Annotated in this window: 18 protein-coding genes; 7 read left to right on the top strand and 11 right to left on the bottom strand. The window is 70.6% G+C overall.

What is annotated here, in order from left to right:
- From AC1DU4_RS23385 to AC1DU4_RS23395, 3 genes are all read left to right on the top strand, one after another.
- The coding region (locus AC1DU4_RS23385; RefSeq protein ID WP_477843939.1) for a beta strand repeat-containing protein at window positions 1–1,479 on the top strand (1,479 nt) is incomplete at its 5' end.
- Between the two features lie 157 nt (window positions 1,480–1,636).
- Window positions 1,637–2,980 (top strand): MFS transporter, encoded by a 1,344-nt coding sequence (locus AC1DU4_RS23390; RefSeq protein WP_477843941.1) that lies wholly within the window; start codon window positions 1,637–1,639, stop codon window positions 2,978–2,980.
- Complete coding sequence (locus AC1DU4_RS23395) at window positions 2,980–4,446, top strand: pyridoxal phosphate-dependent decarboxylase family protein (RefSeq protein ID WP_477843943.1); 1,467 nt, start codon at window positions 2,980–2,982, stop codon at window positions 4,444–4,446. Before AC1DU4_RS23390 ends, AC1DU4_RS23395 begins: the two co-directional genes overlap by 1 nt.
- A gap of 166 nt (window positions 4,447–4,612) precedes the next feature.
- Here the strand turns inward: AC1DU4_RS23395 and AC1DU4_RS23400 are convergent, their stop codons facing one another.
- Complete coding sequence (locus AC1DU4_RS23400; protein ID WP_477843945.1) at window positions 4,613–5,077, bottom strand: Fur family transcriptional regulator; 465 nt, start codon at window positions 5,075–5,077, stop codon at window positions 4,613–4,615.
- A gap of 317 nt (window positions 5,078–5,394) precedes the next feature.
- The gene (locus AC1DU4_RS23405; RefSeq protein WP_477843947.1) at window positions 5,395–6,870 is read right to left on the bottom strand and encodes a catalase; all 1,476 of its coding nucleotides are present in this window, start codon (window positions 6,868–6,870) and stop codon (window positions 5,395–5,397) included.
- Between the two features lie 563 nt (window positions 6,871–7,433).
- Between AC1DU4_RS23405 and AC1DU4_RS23410 the strand changes: the two genes are divergently transcribed.
- Window positions 7,434–7,793, top strand: a complete 360-nt coding sequence (locus AC1DU4_RS23410) for an Rv2640c family ArsR-like transcriptional regulator (protein ID WP_072846621.1) — start codon at window positions 7,434–7,436, stop codon at window positions 7,791–7,793.
- Between the two features lie 12 nt (window positions 7,794–7,805).
- Here the strand turns inward: AC1DU4_RS23410 and AC1DU4_RS23415 are convergent, their stop codons facing one another.
- The 6 genes from AC1DU4_RS23415 to AC1DU4_RS23440 all read right to left on the bottom strand — a co-directional run bounded on the left by AC1DU4_RS23415 (window position 7,806) and on the right by AC1DU4_RS23440 (window position 14,677).
- Window positions 7,806–8,432, bottom strand: coding sequence for a class F sortase (locus AC1DU4_RS23415; protein ID WP_477843949.1), 627 nt, complete (start codon window positions 8,430–8,432; stop codon window positions 7,806–7,808).
- Window positions 8,410–10,194, bottom strand: a complete 1,785-nt coding sequence (locus tag AC1DU4_RS23420) for a hypothetical protein (protein ID WP_477843951.1) — start codon at window positions 10,192–10,194, stop codon at window positions 8,410–8,412. Before AC1DU4_RS23420 ends, AC1DU4_RS23415 begins: the two co-directional genes overlap by 23 nt.
- Before the next feature lie 168 nt (window positions 10,195–10,362).
- Window positions 10,363–11,715 carry a hypothetical protein gene (locus AC1DU4_RS23425; protein ID WP_477843953.1) on the bottom strand — a complete coding sequence of 451 codons (1,353 nt, stop codon included), beginning with the start codon at window positions 11,713–11,715 and terminating at the stop codon, window positions 10,363–10,365.
- A gap of 174 nt (window positions 11,716–11,889) precedes the next feature.
- On the bottom strand, window positions 11,890–12,921 hold the full coding sequence (dmpG, locus tag AC1DU4_RS23430) for a 4-hydroxy-2-oxovalerate aldolase (RefSeq protein ID WP_477843955.1): 1,032 nt from the start codon (window positions 12,919–12,921) through the stop codon (window positions 11,890–11,892).
- Complete coding sequence (locus tag AC1DU4_RS23435) at window positions 12,918–13,862, bottom strand: acetaldehyde dehydrogenase (acetylating) (protein ID WP_477843957.1); 945 nt, start codon at window positions 13,860–13,862, stop codon at window positions 12,918–12,920. Before AC1DU4_RS23435 ends, dmpG begins: the two co-directional genes overlap by 4 nt.
- A complete protein-coding gene (locus AC1DU4_RS23440) occupies window positions 13,859–14,677 on the bottom strand; it encodes a 2-keto-4-pentenoate hydratase (RefSeq protein WP_477843959.1) in 819 nt (272 codons plus the stop codon). Before AC1DU4_RS23440 ends, AC1DU4_RS23435 begins: the two co-directional genes overlap by 4 nt.
- Window positions 14,678–14,745: 68 nt before the next feature.
- On the opposite strand from AC1DU4_RS23440, the gene AC1DU4_RS23445 reads away from it, so the two are divergent.
- A complete protein-coding gene (locus tag AC1DU4_RS23445) occupies window positions 14,746–15,507 on the top strand; it encodes an IclR family transcriptional regulator (protein ID WP_477843961.1) in 762 nt (253 codons plus the stop codon).
- A gap of 18 nt (window positions 15,508–15,525) precedes the next feature.
- On the opposite strand, the gene AC1DU4_RS23450 is transcribed toward AC1DU4_RS23445, so the two are convergent.
- Window positions 15,526–16,440, bottom strand: coding sequence for a hydroxymethylglutaryl-CoA lyase (locus AC1DU4_RS23450; protein WP_477843963.1), 915 nt, complete (start codon window positions 16,438–16,440; stop codon window positions 15,526–15,528).
- Window position 16,441: 1 nt separating this feature from the next.
- Window positions 16,442–17,665, bottom strand: coding sequence for a CaiB/BaiF CoA transferase family protein (locus AC1DU4_RS23455; protein ID WP_477843965.1), 1,224 nt, complete (start codon window positions 17,663–17,665; stop codon window positions 16,442–16,444).
- Between the two features lie 320 nt (window positions 17,666–17,985).
- Here AC1DU4_RS23455 and AC1DU4_RS23460 point away from each other — a divergent pair, with 320 nt between their 5' ends.
- Together AC1DU4_RS23460 and AC1DU4_RS23465 are read left to right on the top strand one after the other, a co-directional pair.
- Window positions 17,986–18,390: a DUF7144 family membrane protein gene (locus tag AC1DU4_RS23460; protein WP_477843967.1), complete on the top strand. Its 405-nt coding sequence runs from the start codon at window positions 17,986–17,988 to the stop codon at window positions 18,388–18,390.
- 124 nt (window positions 18,391–18,514) lie between these two features.
- Window positions 18,515–19,384 (top strand): hypothetical protein, encoded by an 870-nt coding sequence (locus AC1DU4_RS23465; protein WP_477843969.1) that lies wholly within the window; start codon window positions 18,515–18,517, stop codon window positions 19,382–19,384.
- Window positions 19,385–19,462: 78 nt separating this feature from the next.
- Here the strand turns inward: AC1DU4_RS23465 and AC1DU4_RS23470 are convergent.
- Window positions 19,463–20,232, bottom strand: a 770-nt coding sequence (locus AC1DU4_RS23470; protein ID WP_477843971.1) for an aspartate-semialdehyde dehydrogenase, incomplete at its 5' end; no start/stop codon positions are given.

The raw sequence follows: 20,232 nt of genomic DNA on the forward strand, positions 1-20,232 counted from the left end.
ACCGCCAAGACCGGCACCGCCGTCGACCTCACCGCCACCGTCGCCCCGTCTGACGCCACCGGCACCGTCGAGTTCAAGGACGGCACCACCATCCTGGGCAGCTCCCCCGTCACCAACGGCACCGCGACGCTGAGCCACACCTTCACCGCCAACGGCAGCCACTCGATCACCGCCGTCTACAGCGGCGCCAATGGCTTCGCCACCAGCACCTCCGCTGCCGGCACCGTCGAGGTCAGCACTGACCCGGTCATCGTCGACACCACCACCACSCTGAACGTCCCGGCSACCGCCAAGACCGGCACCGCCGTCGACCTCACCGCCACCGTCGCCCCGTCTGACGCCACCGGCACCGTCGAGTTCAAGGACGGCACCACCGTCCTGGGCASCKCCCCCGTCACCAACGGCACCGCGACGCTGAACCACACCTTCACCACCAACGGCGCACACTCCATCACCGCCGTCTACTCCGGCGACGCCACCAACCGCACGTCCACCTCGGCAGCCTCGACCGTCGACGTCTCCACGGACCCGGTCATCGTCGACACCACCACCACCCTGAACGTCCCCGGCACCGCCAAGACCGGCACCGCCGTCGACCTCACCGCCACCGTCGCCCCCGCCGGCGCCACCGGCACCGTCCAGTTCAAGGACGGCACCACCAACATCGGCGGCGCAATCCCCGTCAACAACGGCACCGCCACGCTGAACCACACCTTCACCACGGATGGCACGCACYCCGTCACCGCCGTGTACTCCGGYGACGCSACCAACCGCACCTCGACCTCCACGGCCTCGAACGTCGAGGTCTCCACGGATGTCGTGGTTGCCGACACCACCACCACGATGAACGTGCCGGGTGAGGCCACCACGGGCGACCAGGTCGAGCTCTTCGCCCTGGTCAAGGACGGCGACAACAACCCCGCCGTCGGCGGCACCGTCCAGTTCACGATCAACGGCACCAACGTCGGCGGCGCGATCGCCCTCGTCGACGGCGGCGCGAAGCTCGACCACACCTTCGCCGCCAGCGGCGCGTACACCGTCGGCGCCGTCTACAGCGGCTCCGCGACGTTCAACGGCTCGACCGCGACGGCTGCGTCCGTCAACGTCACCGATCCGGCGCCGGTCGAGCTCGACACGGTCACCACGCTGACCGCGCCGGCGACCGCCACCAAGGGTGACGCGGTGAACCTGTCCGCGGCCGTCAAGACCCAGGCCGGTGACCCGGTCACCTCCGGCACCGTCACCTTCATGGACGGCGCCACCGCGATCGGCACCGCCATCGACGTGGTCAACGGCCAGGCGACCCTGTCGCACGCCTTCGCCCTCACCGGCGACCGGCACATCACCGCCGTCTACAGCGGCGCGTCGGGCCTGAAGGAGTCGACCTCGGCCGCATCCACGGTCACCGTCTCCGCCGGCGGCACCAACCCCGGTGGCACGGGTTCGCTGGGATCGCTCGGGAGCATCTTCGGTTCCTAGTTCCTCGCGCAACGTGACAACACCATGACGAACGCCCCTCACCGAAACGGTGAGGGGCGTTCGCCGTGCGGCGGCGTAGATTTCACGCGAATCGACGCCGCGCCTGCTTCCATGTCAACCGCCCGCGGAGGGTCGGCAATTGCCCTATGTTGACCGGATGACCATCGCCGTCTCCCGGCTCAGCCGGTCCACCGTCGCCGGGTACTCCCTCGGCTCGGTGGGCACCGGCGGCTTCGCCACCCTCCCCGGGCTGGTCCTCGCCTACTACCTGACCGACACCCTCGGGGTGGCGGCCGCCGCGGCCAGCGTGGTGGTGTTCGCGCCGAAGGCACTCGACCTCCTGGTGAACCCGCTGATCGGGTCCCGTAGCGACGCCGAGGCCGCCCGCACCGGCACCCGGCGGCGGTTCCTCCTGCTCGGTGCGCTCACCCTGCCCGTCTTCTTCGCGCTCACCTTCGCGGTCCCGACGGGCCTGTCCGCGTTGGCCGGATGCCTCTGGGTGGGTACGGCCTTCATCGCCGCCGCCGTCGCATTCAGCCTCTTCCAGGTGCCGTACATCGCGCTGCCCGCGGAGCTGACCGACGACTACCACGAGCGGTCCCGGCTGATGTCCTGGCGCGTCGCCCTGCTGGGGGTGGCGATCCTGCTGTTCGGGGCCGGCGGCCCGGCCTTGCGCGAACTCGGCGGCGGCGGCCGCCCCGGCTACCTGGTGATGGGTGTCGTCGCCGGGCTGATCCTCGGACTCGGCATGCTGGCCAGCTGGCGGATCGCACCGCGCGGTCCCGCCACCAACGTCGATTCGACTGCCTCGCACGGCATCTCCGAGAGCCTCGCTGCGGTGCGGTCGAGTTCCGCCTTCCGGTTCCTGCTCGGCACCTTCGTGCTGCAGGCCCTGGCAACCGGCTGCATGCTGGGCGGCGCCCAGTACGTGGCCACCTACGTGCTCGACGCCGAGGACGCGGTCTCGTTTCTGTTCGTCGCCCTGGTGGGCCCCGCGGTCGCAGTGATGCCGCTGTGGACGCGACTGGTCCGCCAGTGGGGCAAGCAGCGCGCCTTCTTCCTCGCCTCCGGGCTGTTCCTGGTCGCCGCGCTGGCCCTGCTGGGGCTGCTCTCCGGCCCCGGCGGCTGGGTGTACGCGGTGGTGGCGCTCGCCGGGATCGGCTACGCCGGAATGCAGATGCTGCCGATGTCGATGCTGCCGGACGTGATCAGCGACCACGAGACTCGGTCCGCCGGAGCCGTCCGGGCCGGCGCCTTCAGCGGGGTGTGGACGGCCGCCGAGACGGTGAGCATGGCGCTGGGACCGGCGGTGGTGCTGCTCGTCCTCGCCGCCACCGGATTCGTCTCGTCCGCCGGCACAGACCCGGCCCCCCAGTCCGACACCGCGATCACCGGGATCGTGCTCGCCTTCGCGCTGGTGCCTGCCCTGCTGGTGGCCGCCAGCATGTGGGCGCTGCGCGGCTATCGTCTCGCCGCCGAGGAACGGAACAGGAACCACTGATGCAGTTCGAACACACCCCCACCGAGATCCTCGCCCGGCTCGACGAGCTACGCGCGGCCGATGCCCCCACCGAGGGCGGGCGACTGCTGTCCTACGTCTACGACCCCGGCGTCGCCGAGTTGCACGACCTGGCCGGCGCCGCGGCACGGAAGGCGCAGTCGCTCAACGGACTCGACCCGACCACGTTCCCCTCCGTCGCGGCGCTCGAGCGGGACCTCGTCGGGCTGGCCCGCGACGTGCTCGCCGACGGGGTGGACGGCGTCGTCGGCTCCGTCACCAGCGGGGGCACCGAGAGCTGCATGCTCGCGGTGAAGTCCGCCCGCGACAGCTGGCGAGCGGCGACCGGCCGGGACGACCGGCCGACACTCGTGATCGGGTCCACCGCGCACGCCGCGTTCATCAAGGCCGCGCACTACCTGGACCTGCGACTGCGGGTGCTGCCGGTCGACCCGGCCACCTGCCGGCTCCGGCCCGCGGACGTGGCGGCGACACTGGACGAGGACGTCGCGCTGGTGGTCGTGTCGACGCCGTCCTACCCGCACGGGGCCCTCGACCCGGTCGCGGAGATCGCGGAAATCTGCGCCGCACAGTCTGTTCCGGTGCACGTGGACGGATGCATCGGCGCCTGGGTGCTGCCCTGGTGGCCGGGCGCGCAGGACCGTCCCGCCTGGGACCTCCGGGTGCCGGGGGTGGCGAGCCTGTCGGTGGACCTGCACAAGTACGGCTACGCGCCGAAGGGCGTCTCGGTGCTGCTCTACCGCGACCGGGACCGGCACCGCCGGCAGTGGTTCGCCACCAGCGCCTGGCCGGGGTACGCCGTCGTCAACCCCACCATGCTGGGCTCTCGGACGGTGATGCCCATCGCCGCCGGCTGGGCGGTGTCACAGGCCTTGGGGCGCAGCGGGTTCGCGGAACTCACCGGCCAGATCGCCGGGGCCGTCGAGCAGCTCCACAAGGTGGTGGACGCCGTCGAGGGCCTGCGAGTGGTCGGCGACCCGGTGGGCCCGCTGCTCGCGGTGGCCACCGACCCCGACGTCGACGAGTCGAGGCGGGTGGACCCGCACCGTTGGGCGGACGCCGCAAAGGAGCTGGGCTGGGTGCTGCAACCGCAGCCGGGACGCGTCCAGTCCGACGGCACCGCGTTGCCGCGCACGACCCACCTGACGATCACTCCGGTCACCGAGTCGGTCTGCGCCGAACTGGGCGATGCGCTTGCCGCAGCCGCGGATTCGGTCCGCGGCGTTCCCGGGGCCACCGCCCCCGCGGAGTTCGTGACGGCGGCCGGACAGATCCGCCCGGAGGACCTCACCAGCGAGAACTGTGCCGCGGTGCTGGGCCTGGCCGGCCTGGACCCGGAGGGTGGGCTCGACGGCCCGATGGCCGAGCTGCTGGCGTTGATCGAGGCGCTGCCCGAGCACGTCGCGGAGCGGCTGCTGGTCGAGTTCCTGGCCCGCTTCATGGAGTAGTCGACCGAACCCGGCTCGTCCCCCACCCACGGGCGCCGCGGACACCGGTGGGGGATGATGGAGGCAGGTCGGACAACGAGGGGAGGCAGCAAATGGACACCGTGGTCCTGTTCCTGCTGGCGTGCGCGGTCTACTGGTGGGCCCTGCTCTGACCTGACGTCCTCGGTCAGCGCGGCGCGGTCGGCTCCGGGCGCGCGTCGCCGGCTGCCCGGCACCGCTCACACAGGCCCCAGAACACGACCTCGGCCTCGTCGATCGCGAATCCGTGCGGGTCCGAGGGTTGCAGGCAGGGCGCGTGCCCGACGACACAGTCGACGTCGACGACGAGGCCGCACCCGCGGCACACCAGATGGTGATGGTTGTCCCCGGTCCGGGTCTCGAACCGCGCCGGGGAGCCGGCCGGCTCGATGCGGCGGAGGATCCCGGCGTTCACGCAGGCCCTGAGCACGTCGTACACCGCCTGCGTGGACACCGACCCGAGCTCCCGCCGAACCGCGGCGGCGACCCCGTCGGCATCGGAATGCGGCTGCGCGGCAACCGCATTCAACACCGCGACCCGCGGAGCGGTCACCCGCAGGCCCACCGAACGCAACTGCGCCTGGGGGTCGAGGTGGTCGTCGCCGTGCTGCATGAGCCAAGTATCCCCCTTCTCTGGAACAAGTCAAGAAAACGCGGCGCCGCACCTCCCCAATGTCACATCGGGGAACCACGGGGAACCCGATGTGACATTGGGGAGCTGTCGGAGACGGTCGGGCACCGGGAACAAACTCCCGACCGCCGCCGTTGAACGAACCGTTGGCGTCCGGACATGCCCCGGGCCTCACCCCTTTAGTCGCTACGTGCGACCACTCGCCGAGAGGCGCCTGTGGGACGTCAACGCGAAGGGCCGCCCACACTTGTGTGGGCGGCCCTTCATCTACTTCCGGTCCGGATCAGCGGACGCGTGGCTCAGGCCAGCGCCTTGATCGCCTTGGCGACGCCCTCACCGTAGGCCGGGTCACATGCGGTGCAGTTGTCGATGTGGCGCTGCACCACCTGCTCGGAGGCCCCGTTGATGGCGCGGGCGGTGTTGTCGAAGAGCACCTGCTTCTGCTCGGCGCTCATGTTGTTGAAGAGCACCCGCGGCTGCGAGAAGTAGTCGTCGTCGTCCGCGCGGTAGTCGAAGTGGTCCGCGACCGCGCCGACGGCCTGCGCGGGATCGCGGTACTGCGGCTGCTCCTGCCACCGCCCGTAGCTGTTCGGCTCGTAGTGCAGGGAGCCGCCGTTGTTGCCGTCAACCCGCATCRCCCCGTCCCGGTGGAAGTTGCTCACCGGGCAGCGCGGCGAGTTCACCGGGATCTGGTAGTTGTTCACGCCCAGCCGGTAGCGCTGCGCGTCGCCGTAGGAGAACAGCCGGCCCTGCAGCATCCGGTCCGGCGAGAAGCTGATGCCGGGCACCACGTGCGCCGGGTTGAACGCGGCCTGCTCCACCTCGGCGAAGTAGTTGTCCGGGTTCCGGTTGAGCTCCCACTCGCCGACCTCGATCAGCGGGTAGTCGCCCTTCGGCCACACCTTGGTCAGGTCGAACGGATGGTAGGGCACCTTCGCCGCGTCGGCCTCCGGCATGATCTGCACGCACAGCTTCCACTTCGGGAAGTCGCCCGCCTCGATCGCGTCGAAGAGGTCGCGCTGGTGGCTCTCGCGGTCGTTGCCGACCAGCGCGCCCGCCTCGGCGTCGGTCAGGTTCTCGATGCCCTGCTGCACACGATGGTGGAACTTGACCCAGAACCGCTCGCCCGCGTCGTTGATGAAACTGAAGGTGTGCGAGCCGAAGCCGTGCATGTGCCGGTACGACGACGGGATGCCGCGGTCGCTCATCACGATGGTGACCTGGTGCAGCGACTCGGGCAGGTTCGTCCAGAAGTCCCAGTTGTTGTTGGCGTTGCGGAGGTTGGTGCGCGGGTCCCGCTTGACGGCGTGGTTGAGGTCCGGGAACTTCAACGGATCACGGAAGAAGAAGACCGGGGTGTTGTTGCCGACGAGGTCCCAGTTGCCCTCCTCCGTGTAGAACTTGACGGCAAATCCCCGGATGTCACGCTCGGCGTCGGCCGCACCGCGCTCACCCGCGACGGTGGAGAACCGAGCGAAGAGCTCGGTCTTCTTGCCGACCTCGGAGAAGATCTTCGCGCTGGTGTACTTGGTGATGTCGTTGGTGACGGTGAACGTGCCGTAGGCGCCGGAACCCTTGGCGTGCATGCGGCGCTCCGGGATGACCTCACGGTCGAAGTGCGCGAGCTTCTCGAGGAACCAGACGTCCTGCAGCAGCTGCGGTCCCCGCGGACCGGCCGTCTGCACGTTCTGGTTGTCCGGCACCGGCGCGCCGACCGCGGTGGTCAGCTTCGAGTCGGTCGCCGAGGTGTTCTGAGGATCAGTGCCTTGAGTCATCTGTGGATCCCTTCCTTACTGGCCGAGCCCGGGGGCGTCGGCCACGTTGGACTGCGAACCTCGGTCGGAGCTACATCCGAAGGTGGGCGTGACCCGCCGCGAACCGTGGCTCGCGGCGTGGGGGMTGCTTCTCGGTCACACCAACACTGCAACACCTTTTCTGGAATTAGTCAAGATTAGGCCCGGCCTGTCGCGCGGCCGACTCCCGCCCATGCTCGCCCATCGCGGCGTCCGCCGTGGGGCGTTCACGCATTGTTCTCCCGGAAACGAATTCGAGGCCCGAACTCGGCACGGCACCCCTGCCGCCGAGGCGAATTCCGGAGGAGAGTGGTGATTGCGGGCCCAACTCACGAGAGGAGGCGAGGGCCGTGGACATGATGCATATGTTCATGATGTGGCTGCAGCAGATGGGCGTGACGCCACCGATGATGAACATGCCCCCGATGATGAACATGCCGCCGAAGTAGGTCGGCGAAGCAACAACCGACCCCGCACGCGGCCGGAGCCGCGCAGCGCGCCGATTCTTAATTGACATATGTCAAGAGGGTGGCAGGATCGGGTGCATGCCGAAGACGTTGCCGACCCTCGACGTGACCGCTCCGGTCTGCTGTGCGCCCGTCTCCGCCGCCCCCCTGACCGACGAGGCCGCGCTGCACGTCGCACTGCGGCTGAAGGCGCTCGCCGACCCGGTCCGGATCAAGCTGATGTCGATCCTGCTGACCGCAAAGGAGGGCGAGGTGTGCACGTGCGACCTCGCCACCGCCGTCGGCCTGGCCGAGTCGACGGTCAGCCACCACCTCGGCCAGCTCAGGAAGGCCGGCATGGTCCGCCCGACGCGACGCGGCATGAACGTCTACTACAGCGCACACCGGGACGCCCTCGAGGCGCTGCGGCTGGTCCTCGACCCGCACTGCTGCACCTGAGGGCCGCGGCCGTCAGGTGCCGACCGGCCGAACCAGCTGGGCCACCACGACGTAGTTGTCGTCGGTGGACTCCCCTTCCCGGACATCGCAATTGGCGAGGAGCAGGCGCCCGGCCACCGACTCGCGCAGCTCGTGGGCACCGAGCAGGGATCCCTTCGGCAGCGGGCCCGCGGTCTCGACCGCGTACTCCAGGATGCCCGCGGTCGTGCGGAGCACCACGCGGTCCCCGGGTTCGACCACCCGCAGCGCCCGGAACGGCGCGTCCCGCTTGGCGTAGTTGTGCCCCACGACCACGACGGTCTGCCGGGTCCCGGTCCCGGGAAGGCCGCTCTCGCCCCACCAGACCGGACGCTCGTCGACCGGGTCCAGCCGTTGCCCGCCGGGCCCTCCCCGCATCAACTCCTCGGGATGGAGCGGACTGCTCAGGTAGGTGGTCCCGGCGGGTGTCCGCAGCTCGATCTGCGTCGGCTCGGCCGGCGCGACAACCGCGTCCGCCGGTGGAGCCGCAGCGATGTGCGACTCCACCGGCGACCGGTCGGGCGGCGGCCCGGCCTCGGTACCCGAGCATGCGGGCGCCAGAACCAGCACGGCCGCCGCGACGAGCAGGCGGCCGGCGCTACGAGGCGGTGTTCGACGCATCGGCGGCGCGCCGGCGACGCACGAGGACCGTCCCCGCGGCGGCGGCCGCACCGAGGACACCGACACCGACCAACACGGCCGGGACGCTCACCCCGATCGACTGGGTACCCGTCGACGAATCCCCCAGCGCGAGGTCGACCGGGGGCAGTCCGCCGGCCAGTGCCTCGTCGCCGTCGGCGTCGGTGACGTAGTAGTCGACCACGTCGAATGCGCCCTTGCTGGTGTAGTAGCCGACCAGCTTCACACCGGTCCCCTCGACCACCGCGGTGGTGTCGTCGATCTTGGTGACGCCCTCCCCGTCGGAGGTGTGGTCGCCGATGACGACGTCACCGCCGACGCCGACGCCGTCCGCAATGTCCTTGGCGGCGTTGGCCTTGAGATCTTCGAGAGCCTTCGTCGCCTTCGTCGCCTCGGCCTGCGCGGCCTCGGACTTCGCCGTGGCCTCCTTGGCCTTGGCCGCCGCCGCGTCGGCCGCGACCTTGGCGTTCTCGGCGGCGAGGTAGAGGTCCTGTGCCTTCGCGCTCGCCTCGTCGGCCGCGGCCGCCTTCTTCGTCGCCTCCGCCGCCTTCGCGTCGGCCTCTGCCCGCTTGTCGGTCGCCGACTCCCCGGCGGCGACCGCTGCGGCGCGGGCCTTCTCGGCCGCATCTGCGGCTTCAGCGGCCTCGCGCCTGGCCGCTTCGGCGGCCTTGGCCGCGTCCGCTGCCGCCTTCGTCGCGGCGTCGGCAGCCTCGGTCTCGGCGCTCGCCGCGGACTCGGCCTTCTTCGCCTCGGTCTCGGCGGCGCTCGCCCTCTGCTGCGTGTCCCTCGCCGCGACGGCGAGGCGCTTGGCCTCCCAGGATGCCGCCAGCGCCTCGAGCTTCGCGGCCGCCGCCTTCGCGAAATCCCGCTCCTTCCAGGCCTCCTCGGCCTCCTTCTCCTTGTCCGCGACCTGCTGCGCCTTGGCCTCGGCGGCGGTCTTGGCCTCGTCCGCCTTGGCCTGCAGCGCATCGGCCTCGGCGCGGGCCTTCTCGGCCTCCGCCGTCTTGGCGCCGGATCCGGCGGCCTTCGCGGCCTCCTCCAGCTCGGCCGCGCGCGCGGCGGCCGCATCCGCCGCGGCCTGGGCGGTCTCGGCGACCTGCTTCGCCTCGACCGCAGCGGCGTCGGCAACCTTGGCCTCGCCCTCGGCCTGCTTCGCCGTCTGCTCGGCGGTCGCGGCCTGCTCCTGGGCCTGGTTCGACTCCACGGCGGCCTTCGTCGCCTCGACGCTCGCCTTGGTCATCGCCTCGGTCGCGCTCGCGGAAAGTTCGGTCGCCGCAGCCGAATCCGTGCCCGCCTTGACTGCCGCGTCGGCAGCCTTCTTGGCCTCGTCGGCCGCGGCCTTGGCCTTCGCCTCGGCGTCGGCAATCGCGGCCTTGTCCTGCTCGGAGGACCCGGTGCTCCCGGCTCCCGAACTCCCGGTCCCCAGGCTCCCGGTCTCCTGCTTCTCCGTCGCGGTTCCGGTCTCCTGCTCCTCCGTCGCGGTTCCCGCTCCGGTGTCCGTGCTGTCGGCCCCCGCCTCCTGCTTCACCGGTTCGGTGGCGGCCTTCTCGGTGCCTTCTACGACCGTCTCTTCGGTGACCGCTTCCTCGCTACAGGTGACGGCCGGGTCCGCGCCCGGGATGCACTTGACCTCCGGGTCAGCCGACGCGATGCCGGTGGCGCTCACCGCGATTCCGAGCGCCAGCACCGCCCCGGCCGCCGCGGCCCGGACCCTCCGAGTACTGACAATGGACTGCTCCGACATGGTCTCAACCTCTTTCGGTCTTCATTCGAAGACGGTGATTCGACAACGATCGTGGCACCCGAAAACGGTTCTGCTGTGGGCAGTTCCGACATGGGCTTGCCTTTACTTCGGCGTTGACAGCCGGAGCGTTACCGATGTAGTCCGAAGGGTTGAGACGGCGCGAGCGCGCTAGCCGGGGAGGTCGGCCGGCGATTCCGCCGAGGCCTCCGCGGCGGCCTCCGCGGCGACCACTCCGGGTCGGGCGACCGCCTCGAGCGCCACCAGCGCGACCACCGCGAACAACGCGATCAATCCGACCACGAGCCCCGTCGGGTAGCGCCAGAACAGCAGGATCGCCACCGCCACGGCGACGATCGCCACCCGCAGCGGCACCCGCAACCTGGCCGCCCACACCTCGTAGGGCCGGGGCGGACGGTCGGCCCCGAGCCGGCGGAGCGCGTCGACGCCGCGGCGGAATCCGCTGCGGACCGCCAACGCCGAGCGGGACCCGCCGGTGAGGTAGCCGACCAGCGCGACCACCACTCCGAGCGCGAAGAAGGCCCGCACGGTCGTCTTCAGCGGCACGCTGAGCGTGTCCACGATGGCCGAGGCAGCGGCGGGTGAGAGCACGTCGCTGGGGATGTCGTCGATGTAGACCGACCGCGCGACGTTCAGCGCCAGCCCGAGCAACGCCGTCGCCACGGCGACCCCGAGTCCGACGAGGGCCAGTGCCCGCAGTCGCTGGCCGCGCGGCGCCGCAAACACCGCGCCGATGGCGGCGACGACGGCCAGCCAGGGCAGCCAGGTCGCGGCGCTGTTCAGGGCCCGCACCGCCTTCTGCGCCTTGACCAGGTCGGACGACTGGAAGAGGACGAATTCGACGTCGATGTCCGGGATCTTGTCCGCGAAGGCGAAACCCCGCTGGACCAACTGGTCTCCGACGTTCGTCAGGATCGGGCCGAGCGGGACGCTGACCGTGCCCTTCTCGTCGATCTCCACCACGCTGGTGTCGCCGGTCGCCACCGCGACGAGCTTCTGGTGGGCGATCCGGTTCGCCTCCACCCAGGCACGCTCGAACTGGTCGGTCTGCACGACCGAGAGCACGGTCTCGTGGATGAAACTCTTCGCCTGGCCGGCAATCACCGGGGCCAGGCCCACTACCTGCTGCGGCACCCGCGGCGCGGTCTCGGTCAGCGCGGTCAGCGCGTCCGCGGTGATCTTCTCGATGTCCAGCCGGCCGAACAGCTGGTCGGTGACCTGGTCCGCGATCTCGGCCTGCACCTCGGGCTGACTCGCGAGCGGGGCCACCGTCTGCACGTACCGGTCGGTGTCCATGATCTGGCTGTTGGTGAACCGCGCGACCAGCGACCCGACCGTCAGCAGCGCGACCAGCAGGATCAGGAACCCCGACAGGGTCCACCGCAGCGCATTGTGCAGCCCCCGACGCCGCACCCCCGCGCTCTCGGCCACCTGCGCCCGCAGTCGCAGCAGCTCCGCTCTCTCCGACGTGTCCAGCGGTTGAGATCCCTCAGTCGACGCCATACCAGGGATGATCCCCCGGTGGCGGAGACCGCGGGCAGGCCCAGATGCCGATTTCACCCTCTGCGGATGAGGGCGCCGGCGACGCATTCACGTGCTGCAGCCGTCAGGCCCGGGGCGCACCGGTCATGATCGTGACCAGGCGACCCGGGCCTGACGGTTCAGGCAGACAGCCACTCAGGCGCCGGCGGCCTCGCGCTCCGCGACGAGGTTGAGCGCGATGTCGACGAGCATGTCCTCCTGGCCACCGACCAGCTTGCGCTTGCCGGCCTCGAGCAGCAGGGTGCGCACGTCGATGCCGTAGCGCTGCGACGCCGTCTCCGCATGCCGCAGGAAGCTCGAGTACACGCCGGCGTAGCCGAGGGTGAGGGTCTCGCGGTCGACGCGGACCGGCCGGTCCTGCAGCGGCCGGACGATGTCGTCGGCGGCGTCCTGCAGGGCGAACACGTCGCAGCCGTGCTTCCACTCGTGCAGGTCCGCGACCGCGATGAACGGCTCGATGGGGCAGTTGCCCGCACCGGCACCGTGCCCGGCGAGCGAGGCGTCGACGCGGAAGACGCCTTCCTCGACTGCGACAACGCTGTTGGCCACCGACAGGGAGAGGTTCTCGTGCGCGTGGATGCCGATCTCGGTGCCCTCGTTGAGGACGTCCTTGTAGGCCCGCACGCGGTCGCGGACGCCGTTCATGGTCAGGCGTCCGCCCGAATCGGTGACGTAGACGCAGTGCGCGCCGTACGACTCCATCAGCTTGGCCTGCTTCGCGAGCTCCTCGGCGGGCGCCATGTGGCTCATCATCAGGAAGCCGGAGACGTCCATGCCGATCTCGCGGGCGGTCTCGATGTGCTGCGCGGAGACGTCGGCCTCGGTGCAGTGGGTGGCGATGCGCACCGAGCGCACGCCCAGCTTGTACGCGTGCTTGAGCTCCTCGATGGTGCCGACACCGGGCAGCAGCAGGGTGGTCAGCCGGGCGTTCTGGATGGACTCGGCCGCGGCCTCGATCCACTCCCAGTCGGTGTTCGAGCCCGGGCCGTAGTTGACGGAGCCGCCGGCGAGGCCGTCACCGTGCGCGACCTCGATGGCGTCGACACCGGCAGCGTCGAGGGCCGACACGATCCGCTTGACGTCCGCCGGGGAGATCCGGTGGCGCACCGCGTGCATGCCGTCGCGGAGGGTGACGTCCTGGACGAAGATGGTGGGGTTGGTGCTCATCGGGTGGCTTCCTTCTTCTGGGCGATCCGCTCCGCGATCTGCTGTCCGGCGGAGGTCATGATGTCGAGGTTGCCCGCGTAGGCAGGCAGGTAATGGCCCGCGCCCTCGACCTCGAGGAAGATCGACACCTGGTGGGTGGGGCGGTTGCCCTCGACGACCAGGGTCTCGACCGGCTGGTCGGCGGGGATCTCGGTTATCTGGACCTGCTGCTTGAGCCGGTAGCCGGGCACGTACGCGGAGACGTCGCCGACCATCTTCTCGATGGACCGGCGGATCTCGTCGTGCGTCTCCGGGTTCGGGGCGTCGACCAGGCAGAACACCGTGTCGCGCATGATCAGCGGCGGCTCGGCGGGGTTGAGGATGATGATCGCCTTGCCGCGCTTGGCGCCGCCGACGGACACGATCGCGCTGGACGTGGTCTCGGTGAACTCGTCGATGTTGGCGCGGGTACCCGGGCCGGCAGACTTGGACGCGATCGACGCCACGATCTCGGCGTACGCCACCGGGACCACCCGGGAGACGGCCGCGACCATCGGGATGGTGGCCTGGCCACCGCACGTGACCATGTTGACGTTCGGGGCGTCGAGGTGGTCGTCGCCGTTGACCGCGGGGATCACGAACGGACCGATGGCAGCCGGGGTGAGGTCGATCATCCGCTTGCCGAGCGGGACGAGACGGTCGTTGTTCACGACGTGTGCCTTCGCCGACGTCGCGTCGAAGACGATCTCGATCTCGTCGAAGTTCGGCAGGGCGACGAGGCCCTCGACACCCTCCGCGGTGATCGGCACGCCGAGGGCGGCGGCCCGCGCCAGTCCGTCCGACGCGGGATCGATGCCGACCATGGCACCCATCTCCAGGTGCTCCGAGTGATTGAGGACCTTGATCATCAGGTCGGTGCCGATGTTGCCCGATCCGATGATCGCGACCTTGACTTTGCTCATGCTTCCTTCTCTTCCACGAATCGAGCGGTAACGGTGCCGAGACCGGACACGGTGACGGTGACGGTGTTGCCGGCGGCGACGGGCGCCATCGGGCCGAGGGCACCCGAGAGGATGACCTGACCGGCGAGCAGCGGCTGGCCGAGGTCGCGGGCGGCGCGGGCGAGCCACACCACTGCCTCGATCGGGTCGCCCAGGCAGGCGGCGCCGTTGCCGGTGGACACCACGACGCCGTCGACCTCCATCGACATGGTCACGTCCACCGGGGTCACCTCGTCGAGGGTGCGACGCTCGGTGCCGAGGACGTACACGCCGGACGACGCGTTGTCGGCGACGGTGTCGCCGAAGCGGATGTCCCAGTTCTCGACGCGGCTGTCGCAGATCTCCAGGGCGGCGACGGCGTACTCGATCGCGCCGCGGACCTGGGCCGCGTCCAACGGGCCTTCCGCGAGGTCGGCGGCCAGCACGAACCCGACCTCACCCTCGATCTTGGGCTGGATCAGCCGGCTCATCGGGATGTCGGAGCCGTTCGCGAAGTCCATGTCGTCGAACAGGACGCCGAGGTCGGGCTGGTCGACGCCGAGCTGCTGCTGGACGGCCACCGAGGTCAGGCCGATCTTGCGGCCCACCACGACGGCGCCCGCGGCCAGCCGGCCATCGTTGACCCGCTGCTGTACGGCGTAGGCGGCGGCGAGGTCGTCGGCGCCGATCAGGTCCCGCACCGGCGCGCAGGGCACGCCGGACGCGGCGGCGGACGCGAGGCGGTCCGCGGCGGCGGCGAGGTCGGACTCGCTCGCCGCGATGGAATTCGTACTCATGAACACACTGTTACTGCACTCGGTCGGGCAAACCAGCCATTCGTCTCACTCAGCGATACGCTCGAACGATGCCCGGTCCCGCGAACCTCGACACCGTCCTCGGCAAAGCGGTGACGATCCTGCGCTCCTTCCGCCCGGAGGACCAGGCCCTGCCCCTCGCCGAACTCGTCCGGCGGACCGAACTGCACAAGGCGACGGTGCACCGCCTCGCCGGCGAACTGGTCGCGAACAGGCTCCTCGACCGCGTCGACAGCGGCTACCGGCTCAGCGGCGGCCTGTTCGAACTCGGCATGCTCGCCTCGCTCGAGCGCAGCCTCCTCGAGATGGCGATGCCGTTCCTGCAGGACCTCTACGAGCGGACCCACGAAACTGTGCACCTCGGCATCCGGGACGGCCACGACGTCGTGTACGTCGCGAAGATCGGCGGCCATCGCCAGGCGAACGCCCCGTCCCGCACCGGGGGCCGGATTCCGTTGCACTGCTCCGCGATCGGCAAGGCGCTGCTCGCCTACTCGGATCCGGAGTTGCAGCGCGAGGTGCTCTCGGCACCGATGGTCCGGCGCACCCCACACACCGTGGTGGCGCCCGGCATCCTGCGCAAACAGCTGACCAAGGTCGTCGAGACCGGGGTCGCGTTCGAGCGCGAGGAATCGGCGCTCGGCATCACGTGTGTGGCCGCTCCGGTCCTCGGGCGGGACGACGAGCCGGTCGCGGCGATCAGCGTCACCGGCCCGACGAGCCGGTTTCGACCCGAGATGCAGGTTTCCGCGGTGCGCGCGGCGGCCGCGAGCCTGGGCAGCACCTACGTCCGCCGCGACCAGCTCCGCTAGCGACGACCCGGCGGCCGCCTACCGCTTCCGGTCCCCGGCGCGCAGCAGGTTGCTGGGCACCGGGTGCCCCACCACGTCCTGCGCCACCCGGGCGGCGTCGATCGAGCGCTGCAGGTCGACGCCGGTCTCGATGCCCATGTCCTGCAACAGGTAGACCAGTTCCTCGGTCGCGATGTTGCCGCTGGCCCCCGGGGCGAACGGGCAGCCGCCCAGTCCGCCGGCCGACGCGTCGAGCCGGAGCACGCCCTCGCCGACCGCCGCGACGGCGCACGCCAGGCCCGCGCCGCGGGTGTTGTGGAAGTGCGCACCCAACGTCACCGGGCCGACGCGATCGCGCACCGCGCCGATCAGTCGCTGCACCCGAACCGGGGTGGCGGTGCCGATGGTGTCCGCGATCGCGAGCTCGTCGGCGCCGAGTTCGCACGCCCGCTCCACGATTCGGAGCACCCGCTCCGGCGGTGTCGGCCCGTCGAACGGGCAGTCCCAGGCCGTGGCGACGATGACCTCGACACTGCCGCCGGCGTCGTGCACCACGGCGGCGACCTCCCCGACCTGCTCGGTCGCCTCCTCGGTGCCGATCCGGACGTTCGCGCGGCTGTGCCCGTCGCCCGCGGACACCACGTACTCGAGGTCGGTGATCCCGGCCGCGACGGCCCGCCGCGCGCCGCCCGGGCTGGCGACCAGCGCGGAGAAGCGCACGCCCGGCCACCGGTGCAGCAGCGCCGCGACCTGCTCGGCGTCGGCCATGCTCGGCACCGCCCGCGGCGAGACGAAGGCGGTGGCCTCGACGCGTCGCACCCCGGTCGCGACGACGGCGTCGAGCAGCAGCGCCTTGGCCTCCAGGCTCACCGGCGCCTCGTTCTGCAGCCCGTCACGCAGGCCGACCTCCCGAATCTCTACGCGCACAGGGGGTTCCGCTGCCGATCCGGCCATCTCAGATCACCCCCGCAGCGCGCAGCCGGGCCTGGTCCTCGGCATCGCGGCCGAGCAGTTCGCGGTACACCTCGGCGTTGTGAGTGCCGGGAACCGGTGCGCCGGCGGACCGAACCGAGCCGGGGGTCGCGCTGAGCTTGGGCACCACCCCCGGGCCCCGCACCGCCGCGCCGATCCGTTCGTCGTAGTGGTCGACGATCATCTCCCGCGCCAGCAGCTGCGGGTCCTCGACGACGTCGGCGACGGTGTTCACCGGCCCGGCCACCACCCCCGCGTCGGTGAGCCGGTCCACCAGGGTCGAACTGTCCTGCAACGCCACCCACTGCGCGATCAGGTCGTCCAGCTCGTCCTGGTTCCGGCCGCGGGCCACGTGGTCGGCGAACCGCGGGTCGGCGGCCAGCTCCGGCTGCCCCATCACCGCACACAGCCGCGCGAAGACGGTGTCCTGGTTGGCGGCGATCACCACCCAGCTGCCGTCGCGGGTGGCGTAGAGGTTGGACGGCGCGATGCCCTCGAGCCGGGTCCCGGACGGCCCGCGCACGATTCCGCCGCGGTCGTAGTCGGGGATGGTGGACTCCTGCACCGCGAGGCAGGCCTCGTTGAGCGCGACGTCCACCACCTGGCCGCGTCCGGTGGCGTGGCGCGCGACCAGGGCCGCCAGTACCCCCTGCACCGCGAACATGCCGCCGAGGGTGTCCCCGAGTGACAACGCGATCCGCGGCGGCGGCTGGTCCGGGTAGCCGTTGAGGTGCCGGAATCCGCTGACCGCCTCGGCCACCGAGGCGTACCCCGCGCGGCCGGCCAGCGGTCCGGTCTGGCCGTACCCCGAGACCCTCGCCAGCACGATGCCCGGATTGCGCTGCGCGAGTATGTCGTATCCCAGGCCCCACCGCTCGAGGGTGCCCGGCCGGAAGTTCTCGATCACCACGTCCGACTTCGCCACCAGGTCCAGGAACACCTGTTGGCCGTCCGGCACCCGCAGGTCCAGGGTGATGCACCGCTTGTTCCGGGCGTGCACCGTCCAGAAGAAGTGGTAGCCGTCCTGCTCGGCCTGGCCCCACGTGCGCAGCGGGTCCGGCCGGTCCGGCGCCTCGATCTTGATGACGTCCGCGCCCAGGTCCCCGAGCAACCGGCCGGCATAGGGCCCGGCGATCAGCGACCCCAGTTCGAGCACCCGGATCCCGTCCAGCGCCCCCGTCGTCGATGCGTCCTGTCCACCGTTCATGCGTCGAGTGTGCACCTGTTCCCCGCCCCACTCGGGCGATGCCCCCGCAGATGCACACTCGGCGCGGGCCCGAGACGTCCTCACCCGTTCCGGGTGACGCCCAACCGCCGGCAGGCCCATAGCGTCGACGCCATGTCGAACGAACATCGCACGTCGTCCGAGAGCAGCACGAAGGCTGTGGCCATCGTCGCGCTGGTCGCCCTCATCCTCACCACCGCGCCGGTCATCATCGCGCTCTTCCTCTGATCCGACCGACGCCCGATCCGACCCAAGCCTGATCCGACCGACGCCGTCACGCATTCCCAGAACGAAGGAACCCCATGGACGACAAGACCCCCGGAGGCTGGGGCGTATTCGCCGGCCTGATGCTCGTCATGATCGGCACTTTCAACGCCATCGAGGGCATCGTCGCACTCACGGCGCCCAGCCGGATCTTCGCCGGCGAGGAGAAGCTCATCATCCTCGACTACGACCGCGCCGGCTGGGTGCTGATCATCTGGGGCATCCTGCTCCTGATCGCCGGAATCGGTCTGCTGGCCGGCGCCACCTGGGCGCGGGTCTTCGGCGTGTCACTCGCCCTGCTCAACGCGATCGGTCAGGTTGCCTGGATCGGTACCCAACCGTGGCTCTCCGTCATCCTGATCGCCCTGAACGTCGGCGTCATCTGGGGCCTGACCGTGGGCTGGCCGGCGGACCGCGTCCGCACATCGAATGTCGTCGCCTGACCTGGACGACCCACCCGACCACAGTCGGCCGCGCGTCCCTGACGCCAAGTTGACTGTGCCCGTGGCGAAGTCCTCGAACCCAGCGATATCCCCCAGCTCGGCGCGGAAGTCCTCGAAGCTGTCGATGGCCGTGGCCAAGGAGGCCCTCGAGGTCCAGAAGCAGACGGCCCGGGGCTGGTTGAAGCGGACCTCGGTCGGCCGGACGGTCGCGCGGGTCATCAAGGCGATCATCGACATCGAGCTGGCCGACCGTGCCATGACTCTCGCCGCGCAGGAGTTCATATCGGTGCTGCCGGTGATCATCGCGGTCGGCACCATCTCAAACCTCGACCCGGTCGCGGACTCCATGTCCGAGCAGCTCGGTATCGACCCGTATTCGATGGGGTTGACCACCACGACCGTCGACGCCGTCACCGCCGACGCCCCCACGTTCGCGACATTCGGCGTGTTCGGCCTGCTCATGGTGATCCTGTCCGGCACGTCCTTCGCCCGCGCGCTGGGCCGGCTCTACGGCCGGGTCTGGGAGATCCCGACCCTGTCGGTCCGCCGCGGCTGGCGTTGGGTGGCCGTGCTGTTCGCCGTGGCGATCTCCGTCGGCCTGATCAGCGGCACCCAGCACCTGACCGGGGTGCGCTGGTTCGACGTGCCACTGGCCTTCGGCCTGGAACTGGGCATCTGGTTCGCACTGTGGACCGCGGTGCCGTACCTGCTCACCGAGGGTCGGCTGGCCGGGCGGTTGCTGTGGGCGACCGCAGCTCTGACCGCCGTCGGACTGGCGCTGGTCCGGATCGGGGGCCGGATCTACCTGCCGCTGGCTGCCGACTCGGCGCAGCGCAAGTTCGGTGCGCTCGGCCTGGTGTTCACCACCATCAGCTGGATGTTCGTCCTGTCCGGGGTGATCGTCGCGGCTGCCGCGATCGTCAAGGCGCTGGCCCTGGACGAGGGCCCACTCGGACGTCTGCTCCGCGGCCCCGCCCTCACGCCCGAGCCCTGAAACGACTTCTCCCCAATGTCACATTGGATACCCCATGAGTACCCGATGTGACATTGGGGAGAAACGGAAAGCGGTTGACTACCGAGCGACGAGCAGCTCGGCGATCTGGATGGTGTTGAGCGCGGCGCCCTTGCGCAGGTTGTCGCCGCAGACGAACAGCGCCAGCCCGCGACCGCCGGGGACGCCCGGGTCCTGACGGATCCGGCCGACCAGCGACGGGTCGGAACCGGCCGCCTTCAGCGGGGTCGGGACGTCGACGAGCTCGACGCCCGGCGCCTCCGCCAGCAGTTCCTTGGCGCGCTCGACGGACAGCGGGTTGCCGAACTCGGCGTTGATCGCCAGGGAGTGCCCGGTGAACACCGGAACGCGCACGCACGTGCCGCTGACCAGCAGGTCGGGCAGGCCGAGAATCTTGCGGCTCTCGTTGCGCAGCTTCTGGTCCTCGTCGGTCTCGCCGCTGCCGTCCTCGACCAGCGCACCGGCCAGCGGGATCACGTCGAACGCGATCGGCGCGACGTACACGTTGGGCTCGGGGAACGCGACGGCGCCGCCGTCGTGCACCAGCTTCTCGGCGTCGTCGATGACGGCGCGCGCCTGGGAGGCCAGCTCCTCCACGCCGGCGAGTCCGCTGCCGGACACCGCCTGGTAGCTGCTGACGATCAGCCGCTGCAGGCCTGCCTCGTCGTGCAGCACCTTCAGCACCGGCATCGCGGCCATGGTGGTGCAGTTCGGGTTGGCGATGATGCCCTTCGTCGGGTTCTTCGCCTCCTCCGGGTTCACCTCGCTGACCACCAGCGGGACCTCGGGGTCCTTGCGCCACGCGGACGAATTGTCGATGACGGTGGCGC

Source organism: Rhodococcus sp. P4_F5 (assembly GCF_056401315.1).